Consider the following 16,063-nt stretch of genomic DNA (forward strand, 5'->3'; position numbering starts at 1 on the left):
GACCGATGGACCTCCCCCGGATCGCCCCGATGCTCGCCACTCCCGGCCGGCTGCCGCCCGCCGCGGTGGACGAGCGCTGGGCCTACGAGGTCAAGTACGACGGGCAGCGCGCGGTGGTCTTTCTGCCCGGCGACGGGTCGGTGCTGCTGCGTTCGCGGTCCGGCGCGGACATCACCGCCGCCTACCCGGACCTCGCGCCGCTCGGCGTGGCTCTGGGGGACACGGCCGCGGTCCTGGACGGTGAGATCGTCGCGTTCGACGACTCGGGCCGGAGCGACTTCGAACGCCTGCAGTCGCGCATGGGCCTGGCGGGCACGCCGGCGAAGGCGGCGAGGATGGCCCGTACCGTCCCGGCACACCTGGTCCTCTTCGACCTGCTGTTCCTCGGCACCGAGCGGCTGACGCGGCTCCCCTACACCGAGCGCCGCACCGCCCTGGAGTCACTCGGCCTGACCGGAACGCACTGGTCGACCCCCGCGTTCATCGCGGGGCACGGCGAGCGTGCCCTGGAGGCGACCCGGGCCGCCGGGCTGGAGGGGCTGATCGCCAAGAGGCTGGACTCCGGTTACGAACCGGGGGCCCGCTCCCACGCGTGGATCAAGATCCGTCACGTCCGGACCGCGGATGTCGTCGTCGGCGGCTGGCTGCCCGGTCACGGCCGGCTGAGCGAGCTGCCGGGCGCCCTTCTGCTGGGTGAGTGGCAGGGCGGCGAGCTGCGGCACATCGGGAACGTGGGCACGGGGTGGAGCGACGTCGAACGGCGGACGCTCGCCGGACTCCTGCACGCGGCGGCGAGTGCCGACTGCCCGTTCAGCCCGCGCCCGGAGGTCCCGGGTGCGCGGTGGGTGCTGCCCCGCCTGGTCGGCGAGGTGGCCTACGCCGCCCGGACCCGCGCCGGGCTGCTGCGGCAGCCCTCCTGGCACCGGCTGCGCCCCGACCTGACCCCGGACGACCTCGCCTGAGCCGAGCCGGTGGCCCTCGCCCGGAAGGGCGGTCAGTCGGTCGTCACGGCGTCGCGGTGCGCGTGGTCCGCCGGGGCGGTGAGGTCGAGCAGGAGCATGGCGTCGTGGTCGGGGGTGCCGGGTTCGGCGGTGTAGACGCCGAGGCGCTGGCCGGGGGTGCCCTCCAGGTTCATGCTCTGGCTGCTGAGGGTGAGGACGCCGACCTTCGGGTGGTGGACGGTCTTCTGGATCTTCTTCCGTCCGATGACCTCGTAGCGTTCCCACAGCTTCGCGAAGTCGGGGCTCTTGAGGAGGAGCTCGCCGACCAGGCCGGCGAGGTCGGGGGCGTCGGGGTTGAGGCCCGCTTCGGTGCGCAGGCGGGCGACGCAGCCGCGGACCTGGATGTCCCAGTCGGGGAACAGCTCGCGGGCCACGGGGTGCAGGAAGAGGTAGCGGGCGAGGTTGCGCCGGGTGACCGGCCAGTCGTCGATGCCCGCGTACAGGGCCAGTCCGCCGGGGTTCCAGGCGAGCAGGTCCATGCTGCGGCTGACGATGTAGGCGGGGTTCGGCCGCATCGTCTCCAGCAGCAGCTTCAGGTGGGGGCGGACGGTCCGGCTGGGCGGGGGCGGCGGCTCGGGCGCGAAGCGGGACGCCCTCACGGCGAGCTCGCGCAGGTGGTGGTGTTCGTCGTCGTCGAGCTGGAGGGCGCGGGCAAGGGCGTCGACGACACCGGGACCGGGCCGGGTCTCCTTGCCCCGCTCCAGGCGGGTGTAGTAGTCGATGCTGACCCCGGCGAGGGTGGCCAGCTCCTCGCGGCGCAGGCCGGGGGTGCGGCGGACGCCGTACCCGGGGGTGAGACCGACGGACTGGGGGCTGGTCTGAGTACGGCGGGCGCGCAGGAAGCGCGCCAGCTCGTCACCGACGGTGTGCTGCTGCTCGGGTGCCATGCGTCAAGTGTCGCAACCCCGCCGCCGGGCCGGTGCGCGCGAGGGGGGCCCTGCCGTACCCCCCTCTGTCCACCCCCCGTCAGAAGCCGGTCTGCCTGCCGGACGGGTGAGTCGCCATGGTGGAGGACGTCACCGCTTCACCCGCCCTGATCAGGAGCATCTCCCCGTGTCCGTCCCCCTCGCCACACCCGCCGCACCAGTACAGGACGCCCCGTCGCGGCGACCCGGCGCCGCCTCGGCGCTGGGGGCGGCGCTGCTGGGCTTCTTCGTCATCACGCTGGACGCCCTGGTCGTCAATGTGGCGCTGCCGTCGGTCCGGAGCAGTCTGGGCGGTGACATGACCGGGTTGCAGTGGGTGGTCGACGGTTACACGCTGATGTTCGCCGCTCTCCTGCTGTCGGCGGGCTCGCTGACCGACCGGCTGGGGTCCCGCCGTACGTTCGGCGTGGGCCTGGCCGTGTTCGTGGCGGCCTCCGCCGCCTGCGGGCTGGCGCCGGACCTGGGAATGCTGGTCGCCGCGCGGCTGGTGCAGGGCGCGGGCGCCGCGGTGATCGTGCCGTCCTCCCTGGCCCTGATCCGGGAGGCGTTCCCGGATGCGGGGAGCCGGGCGAAGGCGGTCTCCGTATGGGCTCTGGGCGGTTCCGCCGGGTCGGCGGCCGGTCCGGTCGCGGGCGGCTTCCTCAGCCAGGTCGACTGGCGGCTGATCTTCTTCGTCAACCTTCCCGTCGGTCCGCTCGCCCTGGCCCTTCTGGCCCGTACGCCGCACTCGCCCCGCTCGCCGCACGCCTCGCGAGCGTCGTTCGACTGGGCGGGGCAGCTGTCGGCGGTCGTGGCGATGGGGGCGCTCACCTTCGCCGCGATCGAGGCCGGCGCCGACGGCTCCACCGCTCCGGCGGTGCTGGTCGCGTCCGTCGTGGTGGTGGCCGCCGCCGCGGTTTTCGTGATCTCCCAGGCGAGCGGCCGGCACCCCATGATCGGGACGGCCCTGCTGCGCGAGCGCACCATGGTGGTCTCGGCCGCGATCGGCTTCGCGCTCAACGTCGGCTTCTACGGAATGATCTTCCTGCTCAGTCTGTACCTCCAGCAGGCCAAGGGGATGTCGGCCCTGGCCACGGGGCTGGCGTTCGTGCCGATGACGGTGCTGACGGCGTTCGTCAGCCCGACCGCGGCGTGGTTCGCGGCCCGGTTCGGCGCCCGGATGCCGGTGATCACCGGGCAGGTGTCCATGGCGGCCGGTCTGGTCCTGCTGGCACTCGTCCCCGCCTCGGCGCCGACGTGGCTGCTGATCGCGGCGATGGTCCCGGTCGGAGCGGGCGGCTCGCTGGCCGTACCCGCCCTGACCTCCCTGCTCCTCGACCACGTGCCCGCCGGGCAGGCCGGCACGGCGAGCGGGGTACTGAACACCTCCCGGCAGGTCGGCGGGGCGCTCGCGGTGGCGGTCTTCGGTGCGCTGATCGCCGACCGCGGGCACCTGGTGGCCGGGCTGGAGACCAGCCTGCTGGTCGCCGCCGCCGCGGTCCTGCTCACCACCGCCGTCAGCTTCCTGCTCCGGCCCGCCGTACGGGCGTGACCCGGGTCGGCGTCGCGCCTGCGCGGGTGTCCGCTTCCAGCGATCCAGACTGAACCAAAAACCCGATACCCAGGACAAATCACCCCGCCTGCCCCTCGCGGCGGGCAAGGCCGCACCGGGGCGGCCATCGGCTCGAACACCGAACCCGGCCCGTCCCTCCGGTCCGGCCGGACCCGGCCGGACCACCGATACGAACCACCCCGCCGCCGAACGACTGGCGGCCTTCAGAAACAGGAGCAGCTCTCATGCGTGCAGCAGTGATGTACGGCGCCGGCGACGTCCGGGTGGAAGACCGTCCCGACCCCGAGATCCAGCAGCCCTCGGACGCCGTCGTGCGGGTCGTGCTGTCGTGCGTGTGCGGCAGCGACCTGTGGCCGTACAAGTCGATGCCCGCGACCGGGACGGGCCGCCCGATGGGGCACGAGTTCCTCGGCGTGGTCGAGGAGACCGGCTCGGACGTCTCCGGTGTCAAGGCCGGTGACCTGGTGGTCGCCCCGTTCACGTACTGCGACAACACCTGCGGCTTCTGCCGCAGGGGCCTGCACTCCTCGTGCCGAAACGGCGGCCGGTACGGCCTCGACGGTGTGGACGGCGGCCAGGGCGAGGCGGTGCGCGTCCCCCTGGCCGACGGCACGCTGGTCAAGCTCCCGGTCGGCGCGGACTCCGCGCTGCTGCCGTCGCTGCTGGCCCTGTCGGACGTCATGGGCACCGGTCACCACGGCGCGGTGACCGCCGGTGTGGGCAGCGGCGACCGGGTCCTGGTGATCGGCGACGGCGCGGTGGGTCTCTGCGCGGTCATCGCCGCCAAGCGCCTGGGCGCCGGACAGATCGTCCTCATGGGCCGCCACACCGCCCGCACCGACCTCGGCCGGGCGTTCGGCGCCACCGATGTCGTCGCCGAACGCGGCGACGAAGGCATAGCCCGCGTCCGCGACCTGACCGGCGGTCACGGTGTCGACAAGGTCATCGAGGCGGTCGGCGCCCGCCAGGCCCTCGACGCCGCGTTCGGCACGGTCGTCGACGGCGGCACCATCAGCCGTCTCGGCGTCCCGCAGTACGAGGAGGGCCCCGTCGGCCCGTCGATGATCATGCGGAACATCACCCTCACCGGAGGTGTCTCCCCGGCCCGCGCCTACATCGAGGAGCTGATGCCCGACGTCCTGGACGGTGTCATCGAGCCGGGACGCGTCTTCGACCGGTCCTTCACCCTCGACCAAACCCCCGACGCGTACCGGGCCATGACCGACCGCCGCGTCCTCAAGGCCCTCATCACCCTGTGACCCCCGGGTCACCCTTCGATCCCCCGTACGAACGACAAGGAAGACACCCATGCAGCACGTCACCCTCAACAACGGCGTCCGGATGCCGATCCTCGGCTTCGGCGTCTACCAGATCCCGGCCGACCAGACCGAGCGGGCCGTTTCGGAAGCCCTCGCGGCCGGCTACCGGCTGCTCGACACGGCGGCCGCGTACGGCAACGAGGAGGCGGTCGGCCGCGCCATCAAGGCCAGCGGTATCCCTCGCGAGGAGCTGTTCGTCACCACCAAGCTGTGGGTCCAGGACGCGCCCGCCGAGGAGAACACCCGGCGCGCCTTCGAGACCTCGCTGCGCAAGCTGGGTCTGGACCACCTCGACCTGTACCTGATGCACCAGCCCTTCGGTGACGTGTACGGCCAGTGGCGGGCCATGGAGGCGCTGAACCGCGAGGGCCTGGCCAAGGCGATCGGCGTCGCCAACTTCTACCCCGACCGGCTTCTCGACCTCACCTTCAACAACGAGATCACGCCTGCGGTCAACCAGATCGAGACCCACGTCTTCTTCCAGCGCACCGCCGACCACGGCCTCATGCGTGAGCACGGTGTCCAGCACCAGTCCTGGGGCGGCTTCGCCGAGGGAAAGAACGGCCTGTTCACCAACCCCGCCCTGAGCGCGATCGGCGAGGCGCACGGCAAGTCCGTGGCGCAGGTCGCGCTGCGCTGGCTGATCCAGCGCGGCATCGTCACCATCCCCAAGTCGGTCAACCCCGACCGGATGGCGCAGAACTTCGACGTCTTCGACTTCGAGCTGACCGACGACCAGATGGCCGCCGTCGCCGCCCTCGACACCGGCGAGACCCTCTTCTTCGACCACCACGACCCCGAGATGGTCGCCTGGCTCAGCAAGCGCCGTCTGGACGGCTGACCGGGCGGGCAGAGCCCGGCCGCGCACCGCCCCGGGGGCCTTGCCCGGGAGGGAAGGAGCATGATCAGGTGCAGCTGGTCATCACCCCGGGGCGCCGGAACCCATGAGCAGAGAAAGAGGAACAATGAAGCACATCAAGCTGGGTGACCTGGAGGTCTCCCGCATCGGTCTGGGCGCGATGGGCATGTCCCACGGCTACACCGGCGCCGGGACCGACGACGCGGAGTCCGTCCGCACCGTGCACCGCGCCCTGGATCTGGGCGTCACCTTCATCGACACCGCCGAGGTCTACGGCCCCTACGTCAACGAGGAGCTCATCGGCCGGGCTCTCAAGGGACACCGGGACCAGGTGGTGCTCGCGACGAAGTTCGGTCTGATCTCCCACACGGGCCGCGAGGGCGGGGCCGACAGCAGCCCGGCCAACGTCCGCGCCGCCGTGGAGGGTTCGCTCAAGCGCCTCGGCACCGACCACATCGACCTGTACTACCAGCACCGCGTCGACCCCGACGTCCCGATCGAGGAGACCGTCGGGGCCTTGGCCGAGCTGGTCGGCGAGGGCAAGATCCGCTACGTCGGCCTGTCCGAGGCCGGACCCGACACCATCCGTCGCGCGCACTCCGTCCACCCGGTCACCGCCCTGCAGTCCGAGTACTCGCTGTTCACCCGGGACCCGGAAGGCCGCGTGCTGCCGGTGCTGCGCGAGCTGAACATCGGTTTCGTCCCCTTCTCCCCCCTGGGACGCGGCTTCCTGACCGGCACGATCCGCTCGACCGACCAGTTCGACCCCACCGACTTCCGCGCCGACAACCCCCGGTTCGCGGAGGAGAACTTCCGGCACAACCTGCGGCTGGCCGACGAGGTCGCCGCAGTCGCCGCCGAGATCGGTGCCACCCCGGCCCAGGTCGCCCTCGCCTGGCTGCTGGCCCAGGGCGACGACATCGCCCCCATCCCCGGAACCCGACGGGTGGCCAGGGTCGAGGAGAACATCGGCGCCGACGCCGTGACGCTGACCGAAGAACAGCTGGCCCAGCTCTCCAGCCTCCCCCCGGCCGCCGGCAACACCCACAACGACGCCCAGATGCGCATGATGGAGCGCTGACCGGAACACGGAACCGGTCGCGGCGGGCGGTCGGGTCACGCGGCGAGCGCCGCGCCCTCCCCCAGGTGCGCGGCGGCCGTGCGCCAGGCCGCCGTGACCGCCCGGTGCGCTTCGGCGGTCGCGGCGGGGATGCCCTCGGGCAGCCGTACGGGGCTGCCGAAGTGGACGTGCAGGCGCGGCCGGCGGGCGGGTGCGGTGAGCAGCCCGGCGATCTGCTTCACCGCACCGCCGGAGACCACGCGGCGGGCGCCCGCCTGGCCGAGCGGTACGACCGGGGCGTCCGCGGCCAGCGCCAGACGGGCGAGCCCGCTGCGGAACTTCTCGGGTGCGGCCTCTGCGGAGTCCTTCCGCAGGGGCAGTCCGCCCTCCGCGTAGATGAGGACGTGACGGCCCGCCCGCAGGGCGGTGGCCGCCTGCTCCAGGGACTCGGCGGCCCGGACGCTGCCCCGGTGGACGGGCACGTGGCCGCCCTTGACCAGCAGGGGGCCGAGCACCGGGATGCGCCAGAGGCCGGCGGTGGCGAGGACGACCGGTTCGATGCCGTGGCGGAGCAGGGCGGCGAGCACGATCCCGGGGTCGACGAGCGAGGTGTGGTTGGCGACGATGAGCGACCCGGGAGCGGGGACCGTCTCCTCGTCGGAGGTGGTCGTCAGGTGCCCGAGGGAGGGCACGACGGCGGCGGCGATGCGGCTGAGCACGGGTTCTCCTGCGGTCGGTCGGACGGTCTGGCGGCGTCGCGTGGTGGGATCCATCGTCCGGCAGCGGATCCGTCCGCGGCCTGAGTCTCCGTACTCAACCGCGCGGAGTGCGGAGCGTCCCCGACGCGGTCCCGGCACCGGTCGGCCCCCCGCGGCGGCCGGACCTCAGCGCGAGCCCGATCAGGGCCGGCGTGTTTGGGTGGAACAGGCGGCGGACCGCCGCCGGACCGGAAACGCACGGTCCTCGCCCGCACAGCCGAGGAGTGCACCATGCGCGACAGGAATCCGCTGGAAGGGCGGCTCGCGGTCGTCACCGGAGCAGCGCGCGGAGTGGGCGCCGGGGTCGCGAGGGAACTCGCGCACCGGGGCGTACGGCTCGCCCTGCTCGGCCGCGAAGGGGAGACGCTGGAGAGAGTGGCAGGAGCCCTGGAGACGGAGGCGCACTGCTTCGAGGTGGACGTCACGGACGACGCTGCCATGGAACGCGTGGCGGGCGAGATCTCCACGCGCCTCGGCCCTCCGTCGATCGTCGTGGCGAACGCCGGGGTGGCGGAGGGCGGCCCCTTCGGTACGTCCGACCCCGTGAGCTGGCGCCGGGTCGTCGAGGTCAACCTCGTCGGCAGCGCCGTCACCGCGCGCGCGTTCCTGCCGGGGCTGCTCGCGACGCACGGCTACTTCCTCCAGATCGCCTCGACGGCCTCGTTCGGCGCGGCCCCGATGATGAGCGCCTACTGCGCCTCCAAGGCGGGCGTCGAGTCGCTCGCGCAGTCCCTGCGGGCCGAGCTCGCCCACCGCCGCGTGGGCGTCGGCATCGCGTATCTGAGCTGGGTGAGTACCGACATGATCCGTGACGCCGACCGGTACGACGTGCTGCGGGAGCTGCGTGGGCACATGCCTCCCCCGGCCCGCCGGGTCCACCCCGTGGAACAGGTCGCCGGCTGGCTGGTGCGCGGCATCGAGCGCCGCTCCCCCACGGTGTACGCGCCGCCGTGGCTGCGGCTGGCGCAGCCCGTACGCCCCTTCCTGCCGCCGCTGGTCACCTGGGTGTCCCGGCGGCAGCTGCCACGGCTGGAGGAGCGGGCCCGGTTCGAGGCCACCGGGCTGCTGGGCGCGGGCGGACAGGCTGCACGGCGGGCCGACGGGCAGGGGTGACCGGGGCAGACACCCCGCACGGACGAGCTGCCCTGAACGCCTTGCTCGCCTGCCCACGCGCTACCTGCCCCGCACGCGCGAGCCGCCCCGCACGTGCTGCACGCCCCCGGTGGCCGACGGCGCCACGGAGTGCGCCGGGGCGCGGGTGGAGAGACGGTTGATGCATGACTACCGCACTGAATCCCCCGGGAGAGACACCGCCGGCCGAAGGCTGCATCGGTGAGGCGCACCAGGAACGTGCGGACGGAGGCATGTGGGAACACCCGGCCGTCTGGGCCGCTGTCGTCCTGGTGGGCGCGGCGATCTTCGCCGCCTTCTTCCTCGCACGCATCTTCGGCTTCGGCTGAGCCTTTCCCCGCAGTCCTCGCAGCCCCCGCAGCGCGAGCGCGGCGCGATCCGCTTCCCGTACTCTCAGCGCGCTGTCGTCCGTGGCACGCGCGGGCCGCACAACACCCTGGCGTGGAGCACCGCGTCTCCCTACCGTGTTCGAGCATGGAATGGATGACGCTGGTGGCCACGCTTCTCGGTGCGGTGATCGCCATGGGCTCGACGCTGCTGATCGAGGTCCGCAAGGACCGGCGTGAGGCGGCCGGGGAGTGGCGGCGCAGCAGGCGTGAGCTGTACGGGGCCTACCTCGGGACGCTGTCCCAGGTGCGCGGCGAGCTGCAACTCCTGATTCTCGACCGGACGGCGGCCGACGCCGACCGTCAGGTCCGTGCGCGGCAGAGCTTCGCAAAGTGCTACGAACTCCGTTATCAGCTGGAGGTTTTCGCGCCGCGCGCCGTCGTGGAGCCCGCCCTTCGCTACTTCCGGAGCGTGCGCAGGCTGCGGGACGAGGCGGGTGCCGGGGTGGTGGACGGTGACGCCCGCTGCGAGCGCGCCTTCGTCGACGTCATGGACGCGCTCGCCGAGGTACGTGACGCCATGCGGCTGGACATGGGGACGGACGCCCTCGCCACACGCTGAACTCCCGTGCCGCCGCGCCCTCATGGCTCTCCGCCCCTGTGACGCCCTCCGGCCGTGGCCGGGCGGAGGGCGTCACAGGGGCGGAGAGCGCCGGTCAGGTCAGGTCCCCGGTGGCGCCGGTCCGTCGTCGGGCGCACGGTCCTGGAGGGCCGTACCGTCCCCGAGCGCCGTACCGTCCCGGTCGGCGGCCGTCGGCGTACCCGTACCCACCGCGACGTCCGCGTCGTCGTCCGTCGCGGGGGCCGCGCCGCCCTGGAGCCGTTCGCGGTCGGAGGCGCGGACCTGGATGACGAAGAGGGCGATCAGTGCGGCGAGTACGGCGAGCACGGCCGCGACGATGAAGGCGGCGGACACACCGGACGCCAGCACCTCGTTGCCCCAGGGCGGCGGGAGTTCGCCGGTCCTGCGGAACTCCAGCTGCTGTGCCGGGGTCGCCTCCTGCATGAATTTCGGGATCTGGTCGGTGGCCTCGTTGCGGCTCGCGGTGCCGAAGACCGTGACCAGGATGGAGAGTCCGAGCGATCCGCCGACCTGCTGGGTGGCGTTCAGGATGCCTGAGGCCGCTCCCGCTTCCTTGGGGCGGACGCCCGAGACCGCCATCAGGGTCAGTGAGACGAACTGGAGTCCCATGCCGAAGCCGAAGACGAGCACCGGGCCGAGCAGGCTGCCCAGATAGGTGCTGTTCGCGTCGGTCAGGGTCAGCCAGCCGAGTCCCCCCGCCGCCAGTACCGCGCCCGTTACCATGAACGGTTTCGGCCCCCACCGGGGGAGCAGCTGGGACGCGATCCCGGCTCCGACCGCGATGATGGCGCTCACCGGGAGGAAGGCGAGCCCGGCGCGCAGTGGACTGAAGCCGAGGACGTTCTGGACGAACAGGGTCAGGAAGAAGAACATGCCGAACATCGCGGCGGACAGGGACAGCATGATGCCGTAGGTGCCCGCGCGGTTGCGGTCGCGGAACATCCACAGTGGGGTGATCGGCTGTTTCGACCGCTGCTCGTTGGCGATGAACGCGGCGAGCAGTACCACGGCGGCCGCGAAGGCGCCGAGGGTGATCGGGTCGCTCCAGCCGTCCTCCGAAGCCCGGATGAAGCCGTAGACGAGCATCACCATGCCGAGCGTGGAGGTGAGTGCGCCGAGGAGGTCGAAGTGTCCCGGGTGGCGTACGGACTCCGGGATGTAGCGGGGTGTGGCCAGTGCGATCAGCAGGCCGATCGGCACGTTGACGAAGAAGATCCACCGCCAGTCGAGCCACTCCACCAGCAGACCGCCGGCCAGCAGGCCGATCGCGCTGCCGCCCGCGGAGACGGCGGCGAAGACGCCGAACGCCCGGTTCCTTTCCGGTCCTTCACGGAAGGTGGTGGTGATCAGCGACAGCGCCGTCGGGGACGCGATGGCGCCCCCGACGCCCTGGAGCGCCCGGGCGGCGAGCAGTTGCCAGGACTCCTGGGCCAGGCCTCCGAGGAGGGAGGCGAACACGAAGAGCAGGACGCCGAAGATGAAGACTCTGCGGCGTCCGAGGATGTCTCCCAGCCGTCCCCCGAGCAGGAGCAGGCCGCCGAACGTCAGGGTGTAGGCGTTGATCACCCACGAGAGGTTCTCGGTGCTGAAGCCCAGCGAGGTCTGGATGTGCGGGAGCGCGATGTTGACGATGGTGATGTCGAGCACGACCATCAGCTGGCACGAGGTGATGACCAGGAGTGCCATGCCCTTGCCGCGGCCCTCGTTGCGGGGCGCGGCCAGATGTGCGACATGCGCGGGAGAGTCCGTCATATCAGTACTCACGTCTGCCGACGGCGGCGTCCACGGCCCGGGCGGGCCGGACGCGTTACCCGTTCGACGGTAGGCCCCGGGCCCGGGTGCCGCCATTCGGGCGCCCGGCGGCCGTCCGCCACGCCGTGCGCACGCCCTCGCACCCCCGCGTTCACCGTGACTTCACCGGAGAGACGTGCCCACACCTCCCGCTCGGGCCCCGTCCCGCCCTACGATTCCCCCGTGACGCGCGCGCCGCGCGTCACAGGGGCGGGGGGAGGCGCGATGGGCGCGGGCGGGCAGATACCGGACCGGGTGCGCGGGGCGCTGCCCCGTGGGGTGCGCCTTTATCACGTGCGGCCGGACGGCTCCGTGGTCGTCGCCGACCGCGACGGCTGCCGCCCACTGGGTCCCGGCGGCGGAATGATTCCCTTCATCGACGACGGCCAGTTCGCCCACTACCTGGTGGGGGACGCGGCGACATCCCCGGAGCGGCCGTCCAACGCGACGGTGAAGCTCGGGATGGTCGGCCCCCGCAGCGCCTTCACCCCGCACGCCCACGGCGGCGAGCACTACGTGCTGTCGCTCGGCCACGCGTCGTGCGGTCTGTACGACACCGAACGCGGCAGGACCACCGACATACCGCTGGTGCCGGGGATGCTCATCCGCATCCCCGAGATGATGCCCCACTCCTTCGCCAACCGTGGCAAGCGGCCCCTGACCATCGTCACGGCGAACACGGGGTACGGCATCGATCACGAGGACTACGCGATCACCGCCCCGGAGGCGGAGCGCCGGGCCCTCGGCGGGAGCTCCCCGCAACCGCACGGCGGGGCACTCGCCACGGCTGCCACCACCGACTTCCGGGCCCTGGCCGCCGCCCTGCGTTCCGTGGAGGAGCGCCAGCGGGTCCACGGCATCGCCCCGGCCACGGTCCGGGAACGGCTGGCGGGCCGGCTGCGCCGGGTGGCCACGGCGCTGGAGGCCCACCGGTGATCTGTCCGCACTGCGAGCACGAACTGCTCCGCAAGGAACGCCCCGGCAACAGGTGCGCGTACTGCAAACGCCTCTACGCGCTGGATCCGAAGACCAACCCCCTGCGCCTCAGCGACCTCCGGGTGCGGCGGGTGATGGCCGCGCTGTCGGCCGACGGTCACGTCGCGGTCGCCCCCGGCCAGCTGTGGTACGCCCTGTCGCGCCGTTCGCTGCGGACCAGCAACCTCGGCGCGGTGTGGAACCCGCTGCTGACGGTGGCGGGCGTCGTCCTCCTGCTCGCCGGTGTCCTGGTCCCCTTCGCACCGGCCTTCCTCACCGGAGCGGTCTTCCTGCTGGTGTCGCTGTCGGTGGTCGTGGCACGCGGTGCCGGGGTGGGGCGGGGCATCCCCCGGGTGGACCGCGACGCGTTCCGCTCGGCGGTCCTCGCCCCGTGGCTCCGGGTGTACGGCGAGCTGCCGCCCGGCCTGGTGGACGAGCCCGTGCGGGAGCGGAGCCCTTACGGTGCCCCGCTCTCCTTGGGGAAGCCCGCCCCGGGCGCCCGGGCCGCCGGGGTCCTGCTCTGCCCCGATCCGTCGGTCGTCGCGTTCCTCGCGGCGGAGGGCGTGGCCGGGCACTACGGGCTGGTGCTCGTCCGGACCCTCGACGAGGCCGTGGGCCTGGCACCGCGTGGGCCGGTGATCGTGCTGCACGACGCGGACGCGCACGGGGTGCTCCTGGTCCGGCGGACCCGCGACGCGTTTCCGCGGACCACGGTGGTCGACGCCGGTCTCCCCGTGGGCAAGGTCCACGGCCTGGCCCGGGCGGTGCCCGTACGCGACCGGTGGCGCGGGCCCGACGCGGCGGCGCGGCGTGAACTCGCCGCTCTCGGCGAGTTCGGCGAGGCGGAGCTGAAGTGGCTGGGGCGGGGCTGGGGGTTCCCGCTCGTCGGGCTGCCTCCGGCACGGCTGCTCGACGTCGTCGCGCGGTGCGCCGCCCGGGCCACCGGGCGGCCCGATCCCGCCCGCGCCGGGGCGGCCGGTCTGGGCTTCCTGACCTGGCCCTCTCCCGGTACCGGACGGGGGCCCGGCACGTGATCTGTCCGGGCTGCGAGGCGCGGATCACCCGCAAGGAACGCGTCGGCGGCAGATGTGTGCGCTGCGGGCGGCGCTACGCCCTGGACCCGTGGTCGGACGGGCCGGGGATGCACGACGTCCGCATCCGGCGTTGCGTCGAGCGGGCGACCGGCAACGCCCGGCTGAGGATCACCCTGACCCAGCTCTGGTACGCGTCCAGGTCGTCCAACCCGTTCTCGGAGGCGTCCGGGCCGCGCGGTGTCCGGGCGTGGGTGCGCTGGGCTGTCGCGCTGCCGCTCTCCGCCGCGCTGGTGGCGGGTGCCGTCGTGGCGCACGGCCCGCTGGGAACGGTCGCCGCATGGCTCGTCCCCGTGGTGCTGGTCCTGGCGGCCGCGCTGCGCCACCGCCCGGGGCGGCAGGCGTTCGCGCTGGTCCAGCCGTCGGAGAGCGCGTTCCGCGCGCTGATGCACGGCGTCTGGACGACGACGTACGGCGGGCTGCCCGGTGGTGTGGTGGACGAGAGGCGCGCGGCGGGCACCGCTGCCGCGCGGCGCGCCGCCAAGGCACGGTCGGGGCCGCCCGAGGTGTTGATCCTCTGCACGGAGCCCGTCGTCGCACGCTTCCTCAGGGAGAACGGGCTCCCGGACCGGCCGCACACCCTCCTGGTGGCGAAGGCCGCCGACCGTGTCGGCGGCACGGACGGGCCCGGACGCGTGCGCGAGGCCCTGGAGCTGCTGGCCGGTCAGCGGGCCGGTCTGCCGGTCGTGGTGCTGCACGACGCGGATGCCTCGGGCGCCGTGCTCGCACCGGCGCTCCGCGCGGCCCACCCCGGCCGGACCGTCGTGGACGCCGGTCTCCGGCCGGGGACCGCCGCCCGCAACCCGCGTGCCGTCCGCCGCTTCTCCGCCGGTTCGGGGTACGACGCCGAACTGCTGCGCACCGTGGCCGGTCTGCCCGAGCAGGAGGCCGCACGGCTGGCCGAGGGCTGGTGGTGGCCGGTCGCCGCGATGCCGCCCCCGGTCCTCGCCGAGACCGTCACCAAGGCGGTCGAGCACGCCGTGACGGCGCCCGCCCCACGGCCGGACCGCCCCGGGAACCCGCTCTCCCATGGGTTTCTCACCTGGCCCTCCCCCGCCGGGCAGGTGCCGCCCCGCAGCGCCTCCCGTACCCCCGGCCGGCACGACCAGCACGACAGGAGCACGTGATGACGTCCCGACGTCCGCCCCTCACCGGGGCGCGCGCCCTCGCGGACGGGTCCGGCGGGCCCGGCACCCGTCTGCTCGTCCGTGCGCTGGACGCCGCCCTCCACACCGCGATCGACACCGCCGCGGCACGGGCCGCCGCGCCGGGCGGTCTCCGGTTCACCGAACGGCAGTTGTACTTCGAGACCTGCCGGGTGCTCGATCCCGGCCTGACCGTACTGAGCCGGGTTCCGCGCACCGCGCGGCCGTATCTGCGGCTGTCGTCGTTCACCCGCGCGCTGGACGCCCGGGGCCGGGACAGCGTTCCGGGCCTGCTGCCGCCCCCGCCGGAGGAGGCTCCCGCCCCGCGGCGGGAGAGCGAACCCGACCTCCACGACTACGGGCTGCCCCGTCTCCTGGTCTGCCAGGACCGCGCGATCGCCCGGATGCTGCTCGCCAACCACGTCCACCTGGAGGCGGCCTGCCCGGTCCTGGCGGTGACCGACGCGCTGCCCTTCGACCCGCGGCTGACCACCGCTCTGGAGCGCGCGGGCGGGGCGACGGTGTACGTGCTCCACGACGCCAGCCCCCGGGGGATCGCGCTGCGCGGCCGGGTCAGGGCCTCCCTCGGCCCCGTCCCCGGCGTACAGGTCTCCTCCCTCGGGCTCGTACCGCGCCATGCGCAGGCCATGCGCCTGCCGGCCGGACGCGGCCCCGTCCGGAGGGAGGAACTGGCCGCGCTGCCGGACACCCTCAGGCCGCAGGAGACGGCGTGGCTAGCGCGGGGTCGTTTCGCCGAGGTCGCCGCCGTGCCGCCCGGCCGGCTGGTCCGCGCGGTGCTGCGTCTCACCCGTGGGCCCCGGGTGCCGCGGGCCTCGGTGTGGACGGGGCTGCGGGACCTGCGCGCCACGGGCTTCTTGAGCTGGCCCGATCCGACCGGAAGACCCTGAGGACAGCAGACCATGATGAGGCCCACAGAGATCGGCTACAGCGACGAGCTGCTGGCGGACGGCACGGTGCACCGCTCCTACCAGGACGGCCGGCAGGAGTGGCGGCGACGCGATCCGGCGGTGGCGGGACTGGTCCGCTGGCACGACAACGTGGGGGCGTCGGGCACCGACGAGCTCCTCGGCGACCGCATCGTCAAACGCGTCTCCAACGGCACCGCCACCTACGGCCGGGACCTCGGATACGGCCGGACCGTGTGGGGGCGCGGCGAATCCCTCACGGTCAACCGCACCTCCTTCGGCGGCCGGATGGGCCTGCTGCTCGCGGGAATCGGGGTGACGACGCTGGCCGTCACCGAGGCGCAGCTGCCGCCGCTGACCCTGAGCCCGGAGGAAGAGGAGGAGCTGCGCCGCCAGGCGCGGGACTCCGGAGGGGACGGCGGGGCGGGCGGCGACGGGGCGGGTTCCGGCGACTCGGACGGACCGGCCGACCCGGGGGACGACGACTGGGACGACGGCTGGGGCGACGGTGATGACGGCGGCTGGAGCGACGACGACTTCGGCTGACCGGCCGTAGGAAC

At 73.4% G+C, this 16,063-nt stretch carries 16 protein-coding genes; 13 read left to right on the forward strand and 3 right to left on the reverse strand.

Translation table 11 applies throughout. The annotated features are described in order from the left end of the window. The first annotated feature begins 5 nt into the window (after positions 1-5). Entirely contained in the window at positions 6-962 is a 957-nt protein-coding gene (gene ligD, locus ACWCWD_RS20490; protein WP_450774226.1) for a non-homologous end-joining DNA ligase, read from the forward strand. Positions 963-994: 32 nt separating this feature from the next. Here ligD and ACWCWD_RS20495 read toward each other — a convergent pair whose 3' ends face one another. Beyond that, on the reverse strand, positions 995-1,888 hold the full coding sequence (locus ACWCWD_RS20495) for a helix-turn-helix transcriptional regulator (protein ID WP_450774228.1): 894 nt from the start codon (positions 1,886-1,888) through the stop codon (positions 995-997). Between the two features lie 166 nt (positions 1,889-2,054). Between ACWCWD_RS20495 and ACWCWD_RS20500 the strand changes: the two genes are divergently transcribed. The 4 genes from ACWCWD_RS20500 to ACWCWD_RS20515 all read left to right on the forward strand — a co-directional run bounded on the left by ACWCWD_RS20500 (position 2,055) and on the right by ACWCWD_RS20515 (position 6,738). Next, positions 2,055-3,458 carry an MFS transporter gene (locus tag ACWCWD_RS20500; RefSeq protein ID WP_450774230.1) on the forward strand — a complete coding sequence of 468 codons (1,404 nt, stop codon included), beginning with the start codon at positions 2,055-2,057 and terminating at the stop codon, positions 3,456-3,458. Positions 3,459-3,703: 245 nt separating this feature from the next. Further along, entirely contained in the window at positions 3,704-4,738 is a 1,035-nt protein-coding gene (locus tag ACWCWD_RS20505) for a zinc-binding dehydrogenase (RefSeq protein ID WP_450774232.1), read from the forward strand. 49 nt (positions 4,739-4,787) lie between these two features. Then, positions 4,788-5,639 carry an aldo/keto reductase gene (locus ACWCWD_RS20510; protein WP_450774233.1) on the forward strand — a complete coding sequence of 284 codons (852 nt, stop codon included), beginning with the start codon at positions 4,788-4,790 and terminating at the stop codon, positions 5,637-5,639. A gap of 124 nt (positions 5,640-5,763) precedes the next feature. Next, complete coding sequence (locus ACWCWD_RS20515; protein ID WP_450774235.1) at positions 5,764-6,738, forward strand: aldo/keto reductase; 975 nt, start codon at positions 5,764-5,766, stop codon at positions 6,736-6,738. Between the two features lie 35 nt (positions 6,739-6,773). Here ACWCWD_RS20515 and ACWCWD_RS20520 read toward each other — a convergent pair whose 3' ends face one another. Beyond that, positions 6,774-7,436, reverse strand: a complete 663-nt coding sequence (locus ACWCWD_RS20520) for a lysophospholipid acyltransferase family protein (RefSeq protein WP_450774237.1) — start codon at positions 7,434-7,436, stop codon at positions 6,774-6,776. A 270-nt stretch (positions 7,437-7,706) separates the two neighbouring features. On the opposite strand from ACWCWD_RS20520, the gene ACWCWD_RS20525 reads away from it, so the two are divergent. From ACWCWD_RS20525 to ACWCWD_RS20535, 3 genes are all read left to right on the forward strand, one after another. Continuing rightward, positions 7,707-8,588 carry an SDR family oxidoreductase gene (locus ACWCWD_RS20525; RefSeq protein ID WP_450774239.1) on the forward strand — a complete coding sequence of 294 codons (882 nt, stop codon included), beginning with the start codon at positions 7,707-7,709 and terminating at the stop codon, positions 8,586-8,588. A gap of 164 nt (positions 8,589-8,752) precedes the next feature. After that, positions 8,753-8,935, forward strand: a complete 183-nt coding sequence (locus ACWCWD_RS20530; protein ID WP_386886613.1) for a DUF6480 family protein — start codon at positions 8,753-8,755, stop codon at positions 8,933-8,935. Between the two features lie 145 nt (positions 8,936-9,080). Next, the gene (locus ACWCWD_RS20535) at positions 9,081-9,554 is read left to right on the forward strand and encodes a hypothetical protein (RefSeq protein WP_450774241.1); all 474 of its coding nucleotides are present in this window, start codon (positions 9,081-9,083) and stop codon (positions 9,552-9,554) included. A gap of 99 nt (positions 9,555-9,653) precedes the next feature. Here the strand turns inward: ACWCWD_RS20535 and ACWCWD_RS20540 are convergent, their stop codons facing one another. Then, on the reverse strand, positions 9,654-11,327 hold the full coding sequence (locus ACWCWD_RS20540) for an MFS transporter (RefSeq protein WP_450774243.1): 1,674 nt from the start codon (positions 11,325-11,327) through the stop codon (positions 9,654-9,656). A gap of 222 nt (positions 11,328-11,549) precedes the next feature. Here ACWCWD_RS20540 and ACWCWD_RS20545 point away from each other — a divergent pair, with 222 nt between their 5' ends. Genes ACWCWD_RS20545 through ACWCWD_RS20565 form a run of 5 tightly spaced genes read left to right on the forward strand, consistent with a single transcriptional unit; the run spans position 11,550 to position 16,049 of the window. Next, positions 11,550-12,302: a cupin domain-containing protein gene (locus ACWCWD_RS20545; protein WP_450774245.1), complete on the forward strand. Its 753-nt coding sequence runs from the start codon at positions 11,550-11,552 to the stop codon at positions 12,300-12,302. Further along, positions 12,299-13,375, forward strand: a complete 1,077-nt coding sequence (locus ACWCWD_RS20550) for a hypothetical protein (RefSeq protein ID WP_450774247.1) — start codon at positions 12,299-12,301, stop codon at positions 13,373-13,375. The genes ACWCWD_RS20545 and ACWCWD_RS20550 overlap by 4 nt, the downstream gene beginning before the upstream one ends. Next, on the forward strand, positions 13,372-14,559 hold the full coding sequence (locus ACWCWD_RS20555; protein ID WP_450774249.1) for a hypothetical protein: 1,188 nt from the start codon (positions 13,372-13,374) through the stop codon (positions 14,557-14,559). The genes ACWCWD_RS20550 and ACWCWD_RS20555 overlap by 4 nt, the downstream gene beginning before the upstream one ends. Beyond that, positions 14,559-15,485: a hypothetical protein gene (locus ACWCWD_RS20560; RefSeq protein ID WP_450774251.1), complete on the forward strand. Its 927-nt coding sequence runs from the start codon at positions 14,559-14,561 to the stop codon at positions 15,483-15,485. The genes ACWCWD_RS20555 and ACWCWD_RS20560 overlap by 1 nt, the downstream gene beginning before the upstream one ends. Before the next feature lie 12 nt (positions 15,486-15,497). Next, entirely contained in the window at positions 15,498-16,049 is a 552-nt protein-coding gene (locus ACWCWD_RS20565) for a hypothetical protein (protein WP_450774253.1), read from the forward strand. Positions 16,050-16,063: the final 14 nt, after the last annotated feature.

This window comes from Streptomyces sp. NPDC001493 (genome assembly GCF_053597235.1).